Below are 17,372 nucleotides of genomic sequence, written 5' to 3' on the forward strand. Positions count from 1 at the left end.
TCGCTTAACCGACAGAACCTTCCAGGCTGACTTCCAAAAGCTTACCGGCTTCTACGGCAAACTCCATCGGCAACTGCTTGAACACCTCACGACAGAAGCCGTTAACGATCATTGACACCGCTTTTTCCGGATCCAGGCCACGCTGCTGACACAGGAACATCTGGTCATCACTCACTTTAGAGGTGGTAGCTTCATGTTCAACGATGGCCGACGGGTGCGAGCTTTCTATATAAGGGAAAGTGTGCGCACCGCAACGATCACCAATCAGCAGTGAATCACACTGGGTATAATTACGCGCACCCGCCGCTGTTGGCCCCATACGTACCAGGCCACGGTAGGCATTCTGACTGTGACCGGCAGATATGCCTTTAGAAATAATGGTGGAACGGGTATTTTTACCCAGGTGGATCATCTTGGTACCGGTATCAGCCTGCTGATAATTATTGGTCAGCGCGACAGAGTAGAACTCACCAATGCTGTGATCACCCTTGAGGATACAGCTTGGGTATTTCCAGGTAACCGCCGAACCGGTTTCAACCTGAGTCCAGGAAATTTTGGCACGGGTATGACAGATGCCACGCTTGGTAACGAAGTTGTAAATACCGCCCTTGCCGTTCTCATCACCGGGATACCAGTTCTGCACGGTGGAATATTTGATTTCAGCATTATCCATCGCAACCAGCTCAACAACCGCCGCATGCAACTGATTTTCATCACGTTGAGGCGCTGTACAGCCTTCCAGATAGCTGACATGCGAGCCTTCCTCGGCAATAATCAGCGTACGCTCAAACTGCCCGGTGTTCATCTGGTTAATACGGAAATAGGTCGACAACTCCATCGGGCAACGTACGCCCTTGGGGATATACACAAAGGAGCCATCGGAGAACACCGCTGAGTTAAGCGCCGCATAATAGTTGTCACGCTGAGGCACCACCGAACCGATATACTTTTTCACCAGTTCAGGGTATTTGTGCACCGCCTCGCTGATGGGACAGAAAATCACACCCGCTTCTTCCAGTTTTGCCCGGAAAGTGGTTACCACAGATACCGAGTCAAATACCGCATCCACAGCCACACCCGCCAGCATTTCCTGCTCGTGTAACGGGATACCCAATTTATTGTAGGTCTCAATCAGATCCGGATCGACTTCGTCCAGACTCTGTGGCCGGTCAGCCAGGCTTTTTGGTGCGGAGAAATAGGAGATCGACTGAAAATCGATCGTCGGGTAGTGCACATGCGCCCACTCCGGCTCCTTCATAGTCAGCCAGGCACGGTAGGCCTTAAGCCGCCACTCCAACATCCACTCCGGCTCATTTTTTTTGCCAGAAATGAAGCGCACAACATCTTCATTCAAACCAGGAGGTAAGGTGTCAGACTCAACATCTGTATGAAAACCTGCTGCATACTCTTTCTTAATTAACTGCTCTACCTGTTCGGACATAACCAACCTCTATTCTCGCTAACCAGGGTCAGGCAGTGATACTGACCAATTTACTCACCACCTGCCGGAAATGGGCAACGGCAAAATCAACTTCTTCTACTGTGGTGAAACGACCAAAGCTAATCCGCAGGGATGCATGTGCCAGCGCATTCGGCACACCTATTGCCTTCAACACATAACTGGGCTCCAGACTGGCAGACGTACAGGCCGAGCCTGTCGAGATAGCCAGATCTTTTAGCGCCATCAGCAACAACTCGCCATCAGCTTGTTCTACGCCGAGATTCAGATTGCCAGCGACGCGTTGCGTTAATGAGCCATGCACATGGATTCCCGGCAGATCTCGGACCCCCTCAAGAAAGCGTGTCCGGATTCCTTGAATACGAGCGGACTCATCGGCCATCAACTCATTGGCCAGGCGAGCTGCCTCACCCATACCAACCAGCTGATGTGTTGCCAGCGTACCCGAGCGCATCCCCCGCTCATGCCCACCACCGTGCATCTGCGCCTCTAACCGAACCCGAGGCTGTTGACGTACATACAAGGCACCCACACCCTTTGGACCATAGAATTTGTGTGCTGAAAAGGACATCAGATCCACCGGCAACGCACTCAGATCGATGGGTAACTTACCCAGACTCTGCGCCGCATCAACATGAAACAACACGCCATGTTCACGACAGATATTACCTATAGCGGCGATATCATTAATCGTGCCTATCTCGTTATTCACCTGCATCAGGCTGACCAACAGCGTATCTTCACGGATAGCCGCAGCCACCTGATCCGGCTGAATCAAGCCGTCAGAATCAGGGGTTAACCAGGTAACTTCGTAACCCTCTGACTCCAACTGACGCAAGGTATCGATAACGGCCTTATGCTCAATTACCGAACTGATCAGATGCTGCCCTTTACGCCGATGCTGATGCGCAGCCCCTTTCAAGGCCAGATTGTTGGATTCGGTTGCTCCCGAGGTCCAGACAATTTCACGCGGATCGGCACTAACCAACTCAGCAACCTGCTGACGCGCCGTTTCTACCGCCTCTTCAGCTTTCCAGCCGTAAATGTGAGACCGGGAAGCCGGATTGGCAAAATTTCCGTCCAACGTCAGGCAGGCCATCATTTTCTCGGCAACCCTGGGGTCAACCGGAGTTGAGGCTGCATAATCAAGATATACCGGCTTTCTCATCACACCTTCACTGACACAAATTAAATTCAGAGTCCGTTAGTTACATGAATATCACTGGCAATCATCTGCTCAGAACGTCGACCATCCTGGCGCTGAGAAACATCTTTAACATCCTGACGCTCCACCAGATCAGCCAGCGTTATACCGTTCAAAAAAGTATGTATCTGATCACTCAGATCACACCACAGGTGATGGGTCAGACACACCTCACCAGACTGGCAGTCACCACGCTTATTGCAACCGGTAGCATCAACACTTTCATTTACCGCATCAATCACTTCAGCTACATTAATTTCGCGCTGAGAGCGCTTTAGCTGATAGCCACCACCCGGCCCACGCACACTGCCGACAAGATCATTGCGTCTCAATTTAGCAAACAGCTGTTCCAGATATGACAGCGAAATACCCTGTCGCTCTGATATATCTGCCAAACTAATTGGTCCTTTACCTTCATGCAGAGCCAGATCCAGCATGGCTGTCACCGCATAACGTCCTTTCGTTGTTAACCGCATATTTCACCTCACATCGCTTACATAATGTAGGGATTATGCAAAAACCAACATAATTAGTCAACTATATATCCTACTATTTTACTCAAGATTTGGATCACCCTTACAAATTCACCGATCAGGGTTTAGCATCCTCTTCCACCGCGCCTTCAAAATCTTCTTTTTTCAGCTCCGGCAGTTGCTCATCACAGTACTCTGGTCGCAGGTCACAGAGCACATTGCCCATCTTGTCCATACGCTTATCCATGGCTTGCAGATGATCCAGCATGCAGCCAATCGCATGAGCGACCGGATCAGAGACTTCATTACTGACGCCATAAGCATCAAAACCTACCTTATCGGCCATCTGCTGACGCTGCTCATCACTGGCATCATCCTCTGCACGCCTGACAATACGCCCCGGTATACCCACCACGGTGGCACCCGCAGGCACCGCTTTGGTCACAACCGCATTGGAACCCACCTTAGCGCCTTCACCCACAGTAAATGGCCCAAGTATTTTAGCACCGGCACCCACGATGACATTATTTTCCAGGGTTGGATGACGCTTACCCTTATTCCAGCTGGTACCACCGAGCGTCACCCCCTGATAAAGCGTGACATCATCACCGACTTCCGCCGTTTCACCGATCACCACTCCCATACCGTGGTCAATAAAAAAGCGTCGGCCTATCTGAGCACCCGGATGTATCTCAATACCGGTAGTCCAGCGGGCAAAATTCGACACCATACGCGCCAGCCACTTGAAATTACGTCGCCACAAGGCATTGGCCACCCGATGCCACCAGACAGCATGTAAACCCGGGTAGTTAGTAATTACTTCCAGAAAATTACGCGCCGCCGGATCTCTGTCAAACACCGAGCGCACATCTTCCTTCAACCGCTCAAACATCGTTAGTCTCCTCACCCGTTATGCGGGGCTGTCTTGCCAGCACCTTATCTATAGCACTCAGGAATCCACGCATCACATTTACCTCTACCCTGTCCGGTACCGCGCGCAGAAACAGGCGGCGTAGCCGTGTCATTAACTGGCGCGGATTATCCGGATCGAGAAACTCCACCCCAACCAGAGTTTTCTCCAGATGCTCAAACAACAACTCCGTCTCGCGCGCATCAGCCAGATCAATATCCCAGCTGGTACCCCATTGCGGTGATGGCCCACGCTCACCCTCGAGGCTGGCGATACGCAACTCGTAAGCAATCACCTGCACCGCCGCCGCCACATTCAACGAACTAAAGTCAGGGTTAGTCGGAATATGCACATGATGGTGACAACGATGCAACTCATCATTAGTCAAACCCCGGTCTTCACGACCAAACAGAATGGCCATGCGTTTACCCGGCTGCAAGTCGCATGCCACCGAGGCCATTTGCCTAGCGTAATGACTGGCCAGGGGATGTGGCGCTCACGCGCACTGGTCCCCACCACAAGATGACAATCTTCCAACGCCTCTTCCAACGACTCAACAACCCTGGCTGAAGCCAGTAGATCCGTGGCCCCCGAGGCACGCGCATCCGCTTCAGGATCAGGAAAACGCTTAGGCGCAACCAGACACAGATCAGTCAACCCCATATTTTGCATGGCACGCGCCACCCCGCCGATATTGCCCGGGTGGGTGGTATGAATCATGACAATACGTATCTGGTCCAACATAGCTCGACATTTCCAGCAAAAAAACAAGGCCGGTATAATAGCAGATAACGATTAGGTAAGTGCAGAGATGCTGACAGATGATCTGTTTATGCACGAAATGGGGAAAGTTTTGCAGTTCAAGGAGGCTGCCCCCTGCTATATGCTTTTCTTGGCAATATATCTGACATTCACCAAACCTTCGAAGTCGCTATCCTGTGTCCAGATAACGGCGGAATACTTTTGGCCTGTAGCGAAAATAATACTGTCAGCGAGGGGTAATTTGTGAAGAACACCAAATTTGGCAGCATCCATTGCGAGCTCTGAATCCAAAGGGATCACTTTGCCTTGCTTCATGTGAGCGGTAACAATCAGGGCGGCCTCTTCACCGCGCTGCCGCAGCACATTTTTAAAAACCTCTGTTATTGTGATACTGGGCACGAGCAGTTCAGATAACTCTTCAATAGGTTCGGCAAATACTGCTGAATTACTATCACCAGCAAAATACGACAACCAGGCAGACGAATCTACTACATTCATACCCGGTCTTCATCCCTGAGCACTGTCGTATCTATGCTGTTCAGAAAGCCCCTCAAGTCCTTCATAGGCTTAAGAGGAATCAATTCAATTCTCCCCTGATAAGACATGATCTGGAGTTTTTGGCCAGAAATAATCCCCATAGATTCACGAATTTCTTTAGGTATTACAATCTGATACTTCGGTGAAACTGTTACAGCTGTCATAATAGCACCTATCGATACAAGATTGGTATTACGATAGCCCTATCGATATAGTCAGTCAAGACACATAACATCGCTGTTGAATGGTAGCTTTGGATAGAGATAAAGGCGGGCCAACCCATATGAGCAAATACAATCACGCCGTCATAGAGGTTGTTGATGAAGCCTCGTGAAGCTGTCGTTGCGCTTCAGGAAGAAAAACGTCCCCGGGTTCCTCATTAGGCGGCGCCCGTCCGAAAACCAGCCTACGACATTAACCCTGTCACGCCCTCAAATGGATTGCATTTGAACATTACTGATGGTGACAACAGCTTAAACTACGACCTCGCGATGCAGGTGATCGATTTTTTTCAACTGGAAAAAAACGAAGCCGTAAAAAATAAAAATGAGGTATTAGCAAGTGTTCGTCAATGGGAGTCTGTTGCCAAAAGCATTGGAATCAGACGAGGTGAGCAGCAATTGATGTCACCTGCATTTAATGTTTAACGGGCCATCAGAACTGACAGTGCCGTGCGAGAGGAAGGCAACCAGATCCAGGGATTAGTCAGAGGAGCTAGAATCGTCCTTTTTTATATTTTTGCTATTATGATTTATATTCATCAGATAAACAGATGCTGCTAACGCTAAAACCGATAAAGCCAGATATATTGCATCCAATGGAGTGGAAAACCGGATATCCACTACTGCTCTGAAAAATTCGATTATAACAGCAAGAATCACTACCCGTACGATCTTGTCCTTCAACTCATCAAATGTTTGGATATTGAAAGGATGAGCAATACCACTTTCTTCCGATTCGTCAATCGGTGAAATAAAGAGCCTGTATGCTCCTGCACCAAATATAAGCAAAACTACTGCTACCAAATAGATATCAACAGCTAGAATTATATCGGTGATAATAAATTCATGGATATCCTGACCGCCTTTTCCAATATAATACTCAAACGTCATCCTTGCTACCTTAAAAATATCCATGGTACCAACAATAAAAAGTACCAGGGAACCTAGCAAGCTAGAAACAACCGCGATCAGAATCAAAAATCTTGAATTCCACAGTATTTTTTCGAGAATAGTTTCGAACTGCTTCATCGTTAACAACCCTTATAAACCTGGCAAAAAATACTCGAACATATGTTTCATAACAACAACGCACCACCTATACAGCGGCTATAGATAGAGCGACGCATCGGACTGTCGTTCTTTGGCTTAATTATCTCGATAAAGCTGGAAAGATCAAGGTGGCTGACCCCTTGATCTACACTAATGTGCGCTGCCTGCGGCGTCACCATTCAGCGGCTTATTAGCAGCTTCTGCTTGAAGACGCTCAACCAGCCACACCTTAATAATTGATTGGCGTGTAACACCAATTCGCGCAGCTTCACGATCTAACGACTCTACAACCCATGCCGGAAAATCAACGTTAATTCGTTTTTGCTCTTGGTTTACTTGGCGAGCAGTGGTTAAATCGAGGTCATCAACAATATCATCTTGATCTTCCTCAAATTTTTCATCGAAGTTTTTAGCTTTCATAGAGCTCAACCTCCTTCTTGCGGGAGCGCCTGACTGAAATCAAACGTATACGACCTTCCCTATAGGTGACGACAGCTGACCAGTGTTTTTTACCAATCTTACCTATCAGCACGAACCTTGGCTCATCCTCTGATTTAGCACGGATTTCCAACAAGTATGGATCTCTTCACAGCGATTGAGCTGTAGCAAAATCAATGCCGTGCTTATCGAAATTAACCTGACTTTTGGTTTCGTCAAATTCAAACTCATCCATGAGTATAAATTATCCCTTTTTTACTCAATCCGCAAGAACGCTCTCTGCATTGGGTAGCGCTTTAAAAATCACCTTTAAAGTCCAAGGTGGCTGACCCCTTGATCGTTTAAAGTCCAAGGTGGCTGACCCCTTGATCGTTTGACCCTTTGATCGCATGCACACTTTTGGAGTAGAGATGAAAGAAAAATGGAAAGGGCGTCACAAAACCTGCTATTAGTAGTGACTCATGTTAATAAGTCTTGACAAACCTCGTTAAAAACCATATCAAATTCTTCTGGGCCGGAGAAATAGTGTTGTATTTGCTCATCATTCATTAGTTGGCTGTAAATTTTTTTTCTTATTTCTGGTAAATTCTTCTTACTAATCGAATAATTGATTGATGAATTATTTAATGATGAATTATTGATTGTTTTTTTAATCAAGTTTTTCATTACCATGTATAATTTTTCTGATGGATACCTTCCATAAAAAGCGGGTTCAATAGAGTGAAATCTGTCATTGTACATTAACGTCTGTCTATGAACGCTCTTCTTCAAATCACGAAGCTCTTCTATGATAAAGTCCTCTTTTGAAACTTCTTTCGTATCCAATTTTGCAACTGTAAAAGTCCCGAAATGCTTCAAAAAAGCTGTGTAATTTGCATCTTCTTTAGACTTCCGTAAAGTAGCTTTAACTTTTTCTTTCAATGCTTCTTTAAAGTCTACTATTTTGGAAAAACGCAAATCTCGAGGGTACTCTAAGTGTTCAATAGGAGATGTATCAAAGGAGTATGCGGTTTTATCATCTTTCACAATTATAGTGGGTTTATCGAAAGCCAGCCTCATACCAAGTTCAAACATTACATTAGGGTTTTTCCCACTTACATCACATACAACGATTGGGTTTTCATACAAATTTTGGATTATTCTTTTCTGAATTATTCCAACATCATCAGCGTAGCTAACCAAGTTAGCTTTGAAACCTGCAGACTCAACCGACTCAGTAAGAATTTCTTTTACGTCTGACCAGTGTTGCTCATTACATCCATCTATAGAGGATATGGGCATTACTAGACCACAACATAGTTCTTCGGTGGGTATAACTTCTTCCACAGCCATATTGTCCATCCTTATTTTATCACTAACATTTATATCGCCGCCCAAAGATCACTATCACAATTTACCCACACAGAAGCAAGCATCTGACAAATATAACCACACTATACTTGATAACTGTAGTGGCATAGTTAATTTGGCCACCTAATTAGAGGTGCTATCATGCACCAAGAGATGATTAGGTGACAACATGACCAGAAGACCAAAGCGTAATTTCAGCCCTGAATTTAGACTCGAAGCAGCACAGCTGGTAGTCGACCAAAATTACTCTATTAGAGATGCGGCTGAAGCCATGAATGTCGGACATTCGACGATGGATAAATGGGTTCGCCAGCTACGGAAAGAACGTAGTGGTGAGAGTCCAAAAGCAACACCCATGACGCCAGATCAACTAAGAATACGCGAGCTTGAGAAACGCATCCGCGAAGTTGAAATGGAAAAAGATATATTAAAAAAGGCTACCGCTCTCTTGATGTCGGACTCTCTGAACAATTCTCGATAATCGAGAAACTCAAGACGAGCTATCCGGTAACGAAGCTGTGTGAGGTGTTTGGTGTCCACCGCAGCAGCTTCAAGTACTGGAGACAATGTTCAAAAAAGCCTGTTTGTGCGAAAAAGACCGCAGAACATGCCGTCGTTAGAGAACTCTTTCGCGCTAGCGAAGGTTCTGCGGGTGCACGAAGCATTGCGGAAATGGCGACCAATCAGAACGTGCCACTAAGCCGCTATCGAGCCGGACGCTTGATGAAAAAGCTTGGGCTTAGCAGTTGCCAGGTACCCGGTCACACATATAAGAAAACAGGTAATGAACATGTTGCGATACCAAATCATTTAGACCGCCAGTTTGACGTTGATGCGCCGAACCATGTCTGGTGTGGCGATGTCACGTACATATGGACGGGCAGTCGCTGGGCTTATTGAGCGGTTGTGATGGACCTATTTGCACGCAAGCCAGTGGGCTGGGCGATGTCGCTATCGCCAGACAGTGAGCTTACCAGCAATGCACTAAAAATGGCGTATGAGAGCCGTGGACGACCCAAAGAAGTGATGTTTCATAGTGACCAAGGTAGCCATTATACGAGCCGTAAATTTCGTCAGACGCTCTGGAAATGCCAGATAAAGCAAAGCCTAAGCCGACGCGGTAACTGCTGGGATAATGCTCCAATGGAGCGCTTTTTTAGAAGCTTGAAGATTGAATGGGTGCCTACCTACGGCTACCGTTCATTCGTTCAAGCTCAGCATCACGTAGTGAAGTATTTAATCGGGTATTATAGCCAGCTTCGACCACACCAGCATAATAATGGAGTGAGTCCGAATCAGGCAGAAGAACAATACTGGATTAACTATAAACCGGTGGCCAGTTTTACTTGACCACTACAAACTGATGTTTTCGGCACGGACTCTCAGCGGGGTGGTGGTATCGCTTTGCTGTGACCGTCAGCCGCCGGGCCGAAAAATGCTCCTGCATTTTCGGCATTTCCGCCGTCCATGGCGGTCAAGGCGGCTGCCGAGCGATCAGGATGATGCACAGGGTGTCACAGCAAAGCGATACCACCACCCCAGCCAAGCACGAGCAAGAACACCAAGAAACAGCAGGCAGGTGAAAAAAACCCACATGAATAGATAAGCAACCGCCACTTCAGTATAATGGCGCTTTGCTCTTGAACAAAACTGGACGCTTAACCTGATGCAACCGATAGTAAATATCGCACTTCGTGCTGCCCGCCTTGGCGGAGAACAGATTGCCCGCGCGGCAGAACGCCTTGATCTGATCAAATCCGAACAGTCCAGTGCGGCTGAATTCATTAGCGAAACCTGCTCAAATGTTGAGCGCAGTATTGCTCAGTCCATGCAGAAGGCTTTCCCGCATCACACCCTGCAGGGTGATTTCAGCGGTCACTACAAAGCCACAGGTGAAGGTCCGGTAGTCTGCGACTGGCATATCAGCCAGTAGACAACCTGCTGAACTTTTCCAACGCCCTGCCCGTTTACGCACTCAGCCTGACCGGACGCATCAATGGCCGCATCGAACACTGCGTCGTCATCAACCCGGTAACCGGTGAAGAATTTACTGCCAGCCGTGGTAATGGCGCACAGCTTAACGGACGCCGTTTACGCGTCAGCACTAACAAAAATCTACATCAGTCCCTACTAGGCAGTGGATTTGTCTCGGCCACAGATCGTGACCAGGCCTTTGCCGAACATCAGCGCCTGTTGAGCCACCTCTCCACAGCCGGTGCCAACCTGTTCAGCAGCGGATCAGCCCTGCTGAATATGGCTTATACCGCCGCCGGGCGTCTGGATGGTTTCTTTCAAGCCAATCTGAGTGAAGCGGATATGGATGCAGGTATACTGCTAATTCAGGAAGCGGGTGGTTTAGTGGGTGATTACAAGGGCGGGAATGCGCATCGTCAGAGCGGCAACCTGGTGGCGGCCAATCCGAAAATGTTCAAACTACTGATCAAAACTATTCAGACAGTCGGATAAATCAAAACAACCACTGCCAGCAGGCTTGCTGTGGCAGTGGCAGTGGTTGCTGCATCGATCAGTTAAACGGATCGCGCAACACAATCGTTTCATTACGGTCAGGGCCGGTTGAAATAATATCAACCGGGGCACCTACCAGCGCTTCCAACCGACGAATATACGCCCGCGCGTTCTCAGGCAAGTCTTCAACCGTTTTAGCACCCACTGTCGACTCACTCCAACCCGGCATCATTTCGTACACCGGGGTAATGGCTTCGTAATCTTCGCTACCACTGAGTGAATAGACTGGCTGACCCTGGGCATCTTCATAGCCAGTACAAATGCCTATCTGCTCCAAACCATCCAGTACATCCAACTTGGTTAGACACAAACCGGAAATCGAGTTGATTTCAATGGCATGTTTCAGTGCCACAGCATCAAACCAACCGCAACGACGTGCACGACCAGTAGTAGAACCAAACTCGTGACCTTTTTCAGCCAGCTGCTTGCCAATAGCACAAGACAGCTCAGTCGGGAAAGGACCGCCACCCACACGCGTGGTATAGGCTTTAGTAATACCGAGAATATAATCAAGGTAAAGCGGACCAAAACCACTACCGGTAGAGGTTCCACCTGCGGTGGTGTTTGATGAGGTTACATAGGGATAGGTACCGTGATCGATATCCAGCAAGGAACCTTGCGCACCTTCAAACATGATACTGGCACCCTGACGGCGCAGGTCATGCAGAATAGCCGTAACATCAGCAATCATCGGCATAAGCTTTTCGGCCATCTCCATGCATTCAGCCAGCACCGCATCAAAGCTGACCGGCTCGACACCATAGTACTGCTGTAACATAAAGTTGTGAAACTTAAGCAGCTCACGCAGTTTTTCGGCAAACAGCTTAGAATCACGGATATCACCCAAGCGTAATCCACGGCGAGCGACCTTGTCTTCGTATGCCGGACCGATACCACGACCGGTGGTACCAATTTTTGACTCACCACGCGCCAGTTCACGCGCCTGATCCAAAGCTACATGAGAGGGCAGAATCAAAGGGCATGCCGGGCTCAACCGTAAACGCTGACTCACCGGAATACCGGTTGCTTCCAGCCCGGCGATCTCTTTTAACAGGGCTTCGGGTGAAAGCACCACACCATTACCGATCAAGCAGAGAACCTTCTCTCGAAGGATGCCAGAGGGTATCAAATGGAGTACAGTTTTCTTTCCATCTATTACCAGTGTATGGCCAGCATTGTGACCGCCTTGAAAACGCACTACCGCTGCAATCTTTTCAGTTAAAAGATCAACGATCTTACCTTTTCCTTCATCACCCACTGGGTGCCCAGAACAACGACGTTTCTACCCATTGCTGTCTCATGTACTCATAAAAGTGTTAATGAATCAGAGCGGCTTGATCTGCCACTCCCCACCCTGTTTTTCCAGCTGGCGATCACAGGAGGCCGGTATAGGCAGGCCATCCAGCATCTGAATGACACGAAAACCCTGTTGTCGCAAGTCACGAACCACATCCCGCAGCGTCGGATCATCCCCTTCGGTTGGTGCTAATATCGCTTTTTCAGCCGCTGCCGTAATACCGGCAAGATCGATGAGTGTACTCAAATCGGTACTGAAGCCTGTTGCCGGACGCGCACGACCAAAATCTTCACCTATCTCATCATAACGCCCACCTTTGGCAAGCGACTGACCAAAGCTGGGCGTATAAGCCGCAAACACCACACCGGTATGATAGTGATATCCACGCAACTCAGCCAGATCAAAGTAACAACGCACTGTCGGAAAGCGCTGCTGAATCAGCTCTGCCAACTGCGCCAGGTAATCAATAGCCTGGTGAGCTTCTGGCTGATTGAAGCAGTTACGTGCCTTTGCCAACACATCCGACGTACCGTGTAAACCTGGCAGCACTGACAACTGTTTACGCAGCACTTCACTGACCGGCAGTGTTTCAATAAATACGGCAATTTCAGGCATCGCCTTACGCTGCAGCAAATCAATAAACTGATCTTTCTGATCCTGGTCCAGGCCCGCTTCAGCAACCAGTGCACGAAACAGGCCTACATGCCCAAGATCCAGTGTCAGCACATCACTAACACCTGCTGTCTGAAGCGTTTCCAGCATCAGGGCAATCACTTCGGCATCGCTTTCAATACCGGCATGGCCATAGAGTTCAGCTCCAGCCTGCAACGGATTGCGGCTGGCAAGCATATGTGCCGCATGGGTGTGAACAACAGAGCCACAATAGCACAAACGACTGGCACCTTCAGTACGCAGTCTGTGCGCATCTATACGAGCTACCTGCGGGGTAATGTCAGCACGAATACCCAGTGCATGCCCACTCAGACGATCTGTCAGTTTGAACGTATTCAGATCCAGGTCATGCCCGGTGCCAGTTAGCAAGGATTCCAGATGCTCGACCAATGGCGGCATCACCAACTCATATCCCCAGCTGTTATATAAATCCAGTATACGTCTGCGCATCAGTTCCGCCTGGCGGGCCTGCGGTGGCAACAGCTCTTTTATACCTTCAGGCAGCAACCATCTATCTGCCAGCGCCATGTATCAATCCTCTCATCATCGCCGCCTCTGTCCATCCATGCGCTCACGGCATAGCGCACATCCTGTACATAAAAAAACCGGGCATTGACCCGGTTAACGAATTCTAACATGAAAGCAGGTGCCATTGGCACCTGCTTTAGTCATACACTTACGTGCTTACTGAACCATTGGGTTCTGCAAATAGCGGAAGAACTCGCTCTTCGGCTCAAGCACCATTACATCGCCATCACCCTGGAAGGATTCATTGTAGGCGTTCAGACTACGCATGAACGCATAGAACTCCGCATCCTGCCCAAAAGCATTAGCATAAATATTGGCCGCTTGCGCATCACCTTCACCACGAACGATCTCAGCTGCACTGAATGCATTGGCGGTAATAACCGTGCGCTGACGATCCGCATCAGCACGTATACCCTCAGCCAGCTCCATACCACGGGCACGTAATTCACGCGCCAGACGCAAACGCTCGGAACGCATTCGGTCATACACGGAGGCTGACACCTCAGTTGGCAGGTCGATACGCTTGATACGAATATCAACGATCTCGATACCCAGCTCATCCTGTGCCACCAGACTCAACGCCTGATTAACCTGATCCATCAACTCTTCACGCTCACCAGAAACTACCTGATTCAATGTGCGCTCACCAAACTGATTACGCAGGTTGGTTTCGATTCGACTGGACAACAGGCTATTGGCCCGATTCTCATCACCAGAGGTTGCGGTGTAATACTTTTGCACATTAGCGATGCGCCATTTAATGAACGAGTCAACAATCAGACGCTTGGCTTCCAATGTAAGGAATGCCTGAGGCCTGGAATCCATGGTAATCAAACGTGACTCAAACTTACGCACGGTATTCACAAATGGAATCTTGTAATGCAAACCTGGTTCGATATCCGGCTCGACAATTTCACCGAAACGCAGTTTCACCGCACGCTCGGTTTCCTTGACAATATAAACTGACTCAGACACCAGCCAAACTGCGATCAGTGCTACAACCAGCACTATTACTGAATTGGATTTCATCTTATCGACCCTCCCTCAGACTACCGGCCTGACGATTTCGCGCCTGTTCAGTAACCTGATCATTCAGTTGACGCAGATTCATCTCGGCACTACTGCTACGGGCCGAAGCTCCCGACGTTCCACGTTGCTGCTCCATCAACTTATCCAGCGGCAGGAACATAACATTATTGCTACCACTCTCAACATCCATAAGTACTTTCGGCGTATTGGTCAGTACATTCTGCATCATATCGATATACAGACGCTCACGGGTAACATCCGGAGCCTGACGATACTCAGTCAAGAGTGCAAGGAAACGCTGGGTTTCACCGTTTGCTCTGGCAACCACCTCTTCACGGTAGGCACTGGCTTCTTCAAACATACGCTGTGCATTACCACGCGCTTCCGGTACGACGCTGTTAGCATAGGCTTCCGCTTCGTTCTTGGAACGCTGCTCATCCTCGCGCGCCTTGATCACGTCATCAAACGCATCCTGCACCTGGCTGGGTGCCTGGGCGTTACGCACGTTAACACCAGAGATACGAATGCCGGTTTCGTAATTATCCATATGGCGCTGTAAACGCTCCTGCACAGAGATCGCCATCACTTGACGACCTTCGGTCAGAATGGAGTTCATATCCGAGCCACCAACAACCTGACGTAGCGCCGCTTCAGATGCCTGCCCGAGGCTAACCTCAGGATTTCTCACTTTGAGAGTGAAGAATTCTGGATTTTCAGCAACATACTGCACACTAATATCGACATCCACGATGTTTTCATCTTCCGTCAACATCAAGGCACGATGATCATGGATACGTACCTGGGTCACATTGACCAGATTAACTTCATCGATGATCGGTGGATTCCATTGCAAACCAGGGTTAACTACGGTGTGGAATTTACCCAGGCGCAGCACAACACCGCGTTCCTGTTGATCCACTGTGTAAAAGCCCATACCGGCCCAGACAACCAGTGCCAAAACCGCTACGATACCCACAAGGGTAAAACTACCGCCTTTACCCCCACCGGAACTACCTGTACCGCCAGTGCCACCGGAGCCGCCTTTTTTACTGCCAAACAGCCCGTTTAAACGGTCCTGTAACTTTTGCAGCGCCTCATCCAGATCAGGAGGTCCCTGATCATTGTTACCGCCACCATTACGCTTACCACCGCCGGGATTTTTGTCACCGCCGCCGCTCCAGGGGTCATGGTTTTTACCATTTCCGCCAGGCTCATTCCAGGCCATAGTTTTCTCCGCTTTAAAACAACTTATTTAAAAAATGAAATTTTATGGGGCGCACCACATGGATGCAACCGCTATTCATTATCGACCATCGCCGCCAGATATCGTTCCGCCGGAATATTCAACCGACTCAACAACTGACGAAAATCTTTCTGCTGTATGCGTACTTGCAAACTAATACGCCCATCTTCATCAATCCGCTCATTCAGCACTGCATCTTTTGTGTAAAGCAAAGAGCGGAGCTGACCTTCTGATGGACTTAATTGCAGGACACCTTCGAACATCAACCCGGACAGACGCTCATTCACTGCCTGTAACAACAGATCAGCGCCCTCACCCGTCTGAGCAGATAACCAGACTCTTACCGGACGACCCTCCTCATCACGATCTATCCGCGCAGGAAAGTCATCCAACAGATCTATTTTGTTGTACACCAACAGCACAGGCCGCGAGTCGGCCCCTATTTCAGCCAACACATCATTCACCTGTGCTATATGTGCCTGGCGCTCATCATCATGACAGTCGATAACATGCAGCAGCAGATCCGCTTCAGCCGTTTCCTGAAGGGTAGCACGAAATGCTTCAACCAGCTTGTGTGGCAAGTGTCGAATAAAACCTACCGTATCTGCCAGGATAATCGGACCGGCGTCCGGCAACTGCACCTTACGCAAGGTTGGGTCAAGGGTAGCAAACAACTGATCAGCGACATAGACATTCGCGGTGGTCAGCCGATTAAACAGGGTTGATTTACCGGCATTGGTGTATCCCACCAAAGAAACCGTGGCAATTTCTGCCCTGACCCGCGCACGACGCCCCTGATCACGCTGACGTCTGACTTTATCCAGGCGCTTAAGAATAGCTTTAATGCGCGCACGTAATAAACGCCGGTCAGTCTCCAGCTGCGTCTCACCCGGCCCACGCAAGCCTATACCACCCTTCTGACGCTCAAGGTGAGTCCAGCCACGCACCAGGCGCGTTGACATATGTTCCAACTGCGCCAGCTCAACCTGCAATTTACCCTCATGAGTACGCGCACGCTGAGCAAAGATATCCAGAATCAGACCGGTACGATCCAGTACACGACACTTGATTTCACGCTCCAGATTACGTTCCTGAGCGGGACTTAGCGCATGGTTAAAGATCACCAGGTCAGCTTCATGCAACCTGACCAGCTCAGCTAACTCTTCCACCTTTCCCTTGCCCAGAAAAAAACGCGGACTGGGATCAGAGCGGCTGCCATGCATAAAGCAAACCGGGTCAGCCCCGGCTGAAAGAGCCAGCTCTTCAAGCTCTTTTGGATCTTCTGCCTCAGCTTCTGAGGCCAGGTCAATATGCACCAGTATGGCGCACTCTCCGGATTCCGGACGTTCAAAAAACAATCAGATCACTCACTCTTCAGGCTTGTCTTCCGGCTGCGGCAACTTAACCGGACGGGAAGGAACTACGGTTGAGATGGCATGTTTGTAGACCATCTGGCTGACTGTATTTTTCAGCAAAATGACGAACTGATCAAAAGATTCGATCTGACCCTGAAGCTTGATACCGTTAACCAAAAAAATCGATACGGGGACCCGCTCCTTGCGCAACACGTTAAGATAAGGGTCTTGTAATGATTGCCCTTTTGACATTGTTTACTCCTTCACTGAAAAATTTCAGTTATAAAAATTAGTGTAATTATACTTTTAAGCAATAGC

At 48.7% G+C, this 17,372-nt stretch carries 21 protein-coding genes and 2 pseudogenes; 4 read left to right on the forward strand and 19 right to left on the reverse strand.

Annotated features, from left to right (window positions below; translation table 11 throughout):
• Positions 1-4 precede the first annotated feature (4 nt).
• The 8 genes from sufB to LH51_RS02665 all read right to left on the reverse strand — a co-directional run bounded on the left by sufB (position 5) and on the right by LH51_RS02665 (position 5,509).
• The gene (gene sufB, locus LH51_RS02635) at positions 5-1,441 is read right to left on the reverse strand and encodes a Fe-S cluster assembly protein SufB (RefSeq protein WP_036519505.1); all 1,437 of its coding nucleotides are present in this window, start codon (positions 1,439-1,441) and stop codon (positions 5-7) included.
• A 28-nt stretch (positions 1,442-1,469) separates the two neighbouring features.
• Positions 1,470-2,627: an IscS subfamily cysteine desulfurase gene (locus LH51_RS02640; RefSeq protein ID WP_036519507.1), complete on the reverse strand. Its 1,158-nt coding sequence runs from the start codon at positions 2,625-2,627 to the stop codon at positions 1,470-1,472.
• A 26-nt stretch (positions 2,628-2,653) separates the two neighbouring features.
• Positions 2,654-3,139: a Fe-S cluster assembly transcriptional regulator IscR gene (gene iscR, locus LH51_RS02645; RefSeq protein ID WP_036519508.1), complete on the reverse strand. Its 486-nt coding sequence runs from the start codon at positions 3,137-3,139 to the stop codon at positions 2,654-2,656.
• A gap of 115 nt (positions 3,140-3,254) precedes the next feature.
• A complete protein-coding gene (cysE, locus tag LH51_RS02650) occupies positions 3,255-4,028 on the reverse strand; it encodes a serine O-acetyltransferase (RefSeq protein WP_036519509.1) in 774 nt (257 codons plus the stop codon).
• Complete coding sequence (locus LH51_RS24615) at positions 4,021-4,467, reverse strand: RNA methyltransferase (protein ID WP_442934807.1); 447 nt, start codon at positions 4,465-4,467, stop codon at positions 4,021-4,023. Before LH51_RS24615 ends, cysE begins: the two co-directional genes overlap by 8 nt.
• Positions 4,431-4,790 (reverse strand): RNA methyltransferase, encoded by a 360-nt coding sequence (locus tag LH51_RS24620; RefSeq protein WP_442934808.1) that lies wholly within the window; start codon positions 4,788-4,790, stop codon positions 4,431-4,433. The genes LH51_RS24615 and LH51_RS24620 overlap by 37 nt, the downstream gene beginning before the upstream one ends.
• A gap of 135 nt (positions 4,791-4,925) precedes the next feature.
• On the reverse strand, positions 4,926-5,306 hold the full coding sequence (locus tag LH51_RS02660) for a type II toxin-antitoxin system VapC family toxin (protein WP_036519511.1): 381 nt from the start codon (positions 5,304-5,306) through the stop codon (positions 4,926-4,928).
• Positions 5,303-5,509, reverse strand: coding sequence for an AbrB/MazE/SpoVT family DNA-binding domain-containing protein (locus LH51_RS02665; RefSeq protein ID WP_036519512.1), 207 nt, complete (start codon positions 5,507-5,509; stop codon positions 5,303-5,305). Before LH51_RS02665 ends, LH51_RS02660 begins: the two co-directional genes overlap by 4 nt.
• Positions 5,510-5,791: 282 nt before the next feature.
• On the opposite strand from LH51_RS02665, the gene LH51_RS02670 reads away from it, so the two are divergent.
• On the forward strand, positions 5,792-5,992 hold the full coding sequence (locus tag LH51_RS02670; protein ID WP_036519514.1) for a hypothetical protein: 201 nt from the start codon (positions 5,792-5,794) through the stop codon (positions 5,990-5,992).
• Positions 5,993-6,046: 54 nt separating this feature from the next.
• Here LH51_RS02670 and LH51_RS02675 read toward each other — a convergent pair whose 3' ends face one another.
• The 4 genes from LH51_RS02675 to LH51_RS02690 all read right to left on the reverse strand — a co-directional run bounded on the left by LH51_RS02675 (position 6,047) and on the right by LH51_RS02690 (position 8,386).
• Positions 6,047-6,595: a YqhA family protein gene (locus LH51_RS02675; RefSeq protein WP_036519516.1), complete on the reverse strand. Its 549-nt coding sequence runs from the start codon at positions 6,593-6,595 to the stop codon at positions 6,047-6,049.
• Between the two features lie 171 nt (positions 6,596-6,766).
• Positions 6,767-7,036 carry a type II toxin-antitoxin system BrnA family antitoxin gene (gene brnA / locus LH51_RS02680; protein WP_036519518.1) on the reverse strand — a complete coding sequence of 90 codons (270 nt, stop codon included), beginning with the start codon at positions 7,034-7,036 and terminating at the stop codon, positions 6,767-6,769.
• Positions 7,026-7,190 (reverse strand): BrnT family toxin, encoded by a 165-nt coding sequence (locus LH51_RS22030; RefSeq protein ID WP_144244147.1) that lies wholly within the window; start codon positions 7,188-7,190, stop codon positions 7,026-7,028. Before LH51_RS22030 ends, brnA begins: the two co-directional genes overlap by 11 nt.
• Before the next feature lie 323 nt (positions 7,191-7,513).
• Complete coding sequence (locus LH51_RS02690) at positions 7,514-8,386, reverse strand: hypothetical protein (protein WP_036519520.1); 873 nt, start codon at positions 8,384-8,386, stop codon at positions 7,514-7,516.
• 187 nt (positions 8,387-8,573) lie between these two features.
• Here LH51_RS02690 and LH51_RS02700 point away from each other — a divergent pair.
• From LH51_RS02700 to LH51_RS22040, 3 genes and pseudogenes are all read left to right on the forward strand, one after another.
• Positions 8,574-9,754, forward strand: a pseudogene (locus LH51_RS02700) (IS3 family transposase).
• A gap of 316 nt (positions 9,755-10,070) precedes the next feature.
• Positions 10,071-10,337: an inositol monophosphatase family protein gene (locus LH51_RS22035; protein WP_235263461.1), complete on the forward strand. Its 267-nt coding sequence runs from the start codon at positions 10,071-10,073 to the stop codon at positions 10,335-10,337.
• 47 nt (positions 10,338-10,384) lie between these two features.
• A complete protein-coding gene (locus tag LH51_RS22040; RefSeq protein WP_235263476.1) occupies positions 10,385-10,870 on the forward strand; it encodes an inositol monophosphatase family protein in 486 nt (161 codons plus the stop codon).
• A gap of 58 nt (positions 10,871-10,928) precedes the next feature.
• On the opposite strand, the pseudogene LH51_RS02710 reads toward LH51_RS22040, so the two are convergent.
• The 7 genes and pseudogenes from LH51_RS02710 to hfq all read right to left on the reverse strand — a co-directional run bounded on the left by LH51_RS02710 (position 10,929) and on the right by hfq (position 17,306).
• A pseudogene (locus tag LH51_RS02710) lies at positions 10,929-12,220 on the reverse strand (adenylosuccinate synthase).
• 34 nt (positions 12,221-12,254) lie between these two features.
• Entirely contained in the window at positions 12,255-13,427 is a 1,173-nt protein-coding gene (locus LH51_RS02715; protein WP_036519524.1) for an ATP phosphoribosyltransferase regulatory subunit, read from the reverse strand.
• Positions 13,388-13,552, reverse strand: coding sequence for a hypothetical protein (locus LH51_RS20735; protein ID WP_160173667.1), 165 nt, complete (start codon positions 13,550-13,552; stop codon positions 13,388-13,390). The genes LH51_RS02715 and LH51_RS20735 overlap by 40 nt, the downstream gene beginning before the upstream one ends.
• Positions 13,553-13,583: 31 nt before the next feature.
• Positions 13,584-14,456, reverse strand: coding sequence for a protease modulator HflC (gene hflC, locus LH51_RS02720; RefSeq protein ID WP_036519527.1), 873 nt, complete (start codon positions 14,454-14,456; stop codon positions 13,584-13,586).
• 1 nt (position 14,457) lies between these two features.
• A complete protein-coding gene (gene hflK, locus LH51_RS02725) occupies positions 14,458-15,681 on the reverse strand; it encodes an FtsH protease activity modulator HflK (RefSeq protein ID WP_036519530.1) in 1,224 nt (407 codons plus the stop codon).
• Positions 15,682-15,752: 71 nt separating this feature from the next.
• Entirely contained in the window at positions 15,753-17,057 is a 1,305-nt protein-coding gene (gene hflX, locus LH51_RS02730) for a ribosome rescue GTPase HflX (RefSeq protein ID WP_036519533.1), read from the reverse strand.
• A gap of 9 nt (positions 17,058-17,066) precedes the next feature.
• The gene (hfq, locus tag LH51_RS02735) at positions 17,067-17,306 is read right to left on the reverse strand and encodes an RNA chaperone Hfq (RefSeq protein WP_036519535.1); all 240 of its coding nucleotides are present in this window, start codon (positions 17,304-17,306) and stop codon (positions 17,067-17,069) included.
• Positions 17,307-17,372: the final 66 nt, after the last annotated feature.

Source organism: Nitrincola sp. A-D6 (genome assembly GCF_000764495.1).
Lineage (GTDB): Bacteria > Pseudomonadota > Gammaproteobacteria > Pseudomonadales > Balneatricaceae > Nitrincola.

Excerpts from the sequence above, each read along its gene's own strand:
- sufB (WP_036519505.1), bottom strand. The coding sequence starts at position 1,441 with ATGTCCGAACAGGTAGAGCAGTTAATTAAGAAAGAGTATGCAGCAGGT.
- LH51_RS02640 (WP_036519507.1), bottom strand. The coding sequence starts at position 2,627 with ATGAGAAAGCCGGTATATCTTGATTATGCAGCCTCAACTCCGGTTGAC.
- iscR (WP_036519508.1), bottom strand. The coding sequence starts at position 3,139 with ATGCGGTTAACAACGAAAGGACGTTATGCGGTGACAGCCATGCTGGAT.
- cysE (WP_036519509.1), bottom strand. The coding sequence starts at position 4,028 with ATGTTTGAGCGGTTGAAGGAAGATGTGCGCTCGGTGTTTGACAGAGAT.
- LH51_RS24615 (WP_442934807.1), bottom strand. The coding sequence starts at position 4,467 with ATGGCCATTCTGTTTGGTCGTGAAGACCGGGGTTTGACTAATGATGAG.
- LH51_RS24620 (WP_442934808.1), bottom strand. The coding sequence starts at position 4,790 with ATGTTGGACCAGATACGTATTGTCATGATTCATACCACCCACCCGGGC.
- LH51_RS02660 (WP_036519511.1), bottom strand. The coding sequence starts at position 5,306 with ATGAATGTAGTAGATTCGTCTGCCTGGTTGTCGTATTTTGCTGGTGAT.
- LH51_RS02665 (WP_036519512.1), bottom strand. The coding sequence starts at position 5,509 with ATGACAGCTGTAACAGTTTCACCGAAGTATCAGATTGTAATACCTAAA.
- LH51_RS02675 (WP_036519516.1), bottom strand. The coding sequence starts at position 6,595 with ATGAAGCAGTTCGAAACTATTCTCGAAAAAATACTGTGGAATTCAAGA.
- brnA (WP_036519518.1), bottom strand. The coding sequence starts at position 7,036 with ATGAAAGCTAAAAACTTCGATGAAAAATTTGAGGAAGATCAAGATGAT.
- LH51_RS02690 (WP_036519520.1), bottom strand. The coding sequence starts at position 8,386 with ATGGCTGTGGAAGAAGTTATACCCACCGAAGAACTATGTTGTGGTCTA.
- LH51_RS22035 (WP_235263461.1), top strand. The coding sequence starts at position 10,071 with ATGCAACCGATAGTAAATATCGCACTTCGTGCTGCCCGCCTTGGCGGA.
- LH51_RS02715 (WP_036519524.1), bottom strand. The coding sequence starts at position 13,427 with ATGGCGCTGGCAGATAGATGGTTGCTGCCTGAAGGTATAAAAGAGCTG.
- LH51_RS20735 (WP_160173667.1), bottom strand. The coding sequence starts at position 13,552 with ATGGCACCTGCTTTCATGTTAGAATTCGTTAACCGGGTCAATGCCCGG.
- hflC (WP_036519527.1), bottom strand. The coding sequence starts at position 14,456 with ATGAAATCCAATTCAGTAATAGTGCTGGTTGTAGCACTGATCGCAGTT.
- hflK (WP_036519530.1), bottom strand. The coding sequence starts at position 15,681 with ATGGCCTGGAATGAGCCTGGCGGAAATGGTAAAAACCATGACCCCTGG.
- hfq (WP_036519535.1), bottom strand. The coding sequence starts at position 17,306 with ATGTCAAAAGGGCAATCATTACAAGACCCTTATCTTAACGTGTTGCGC.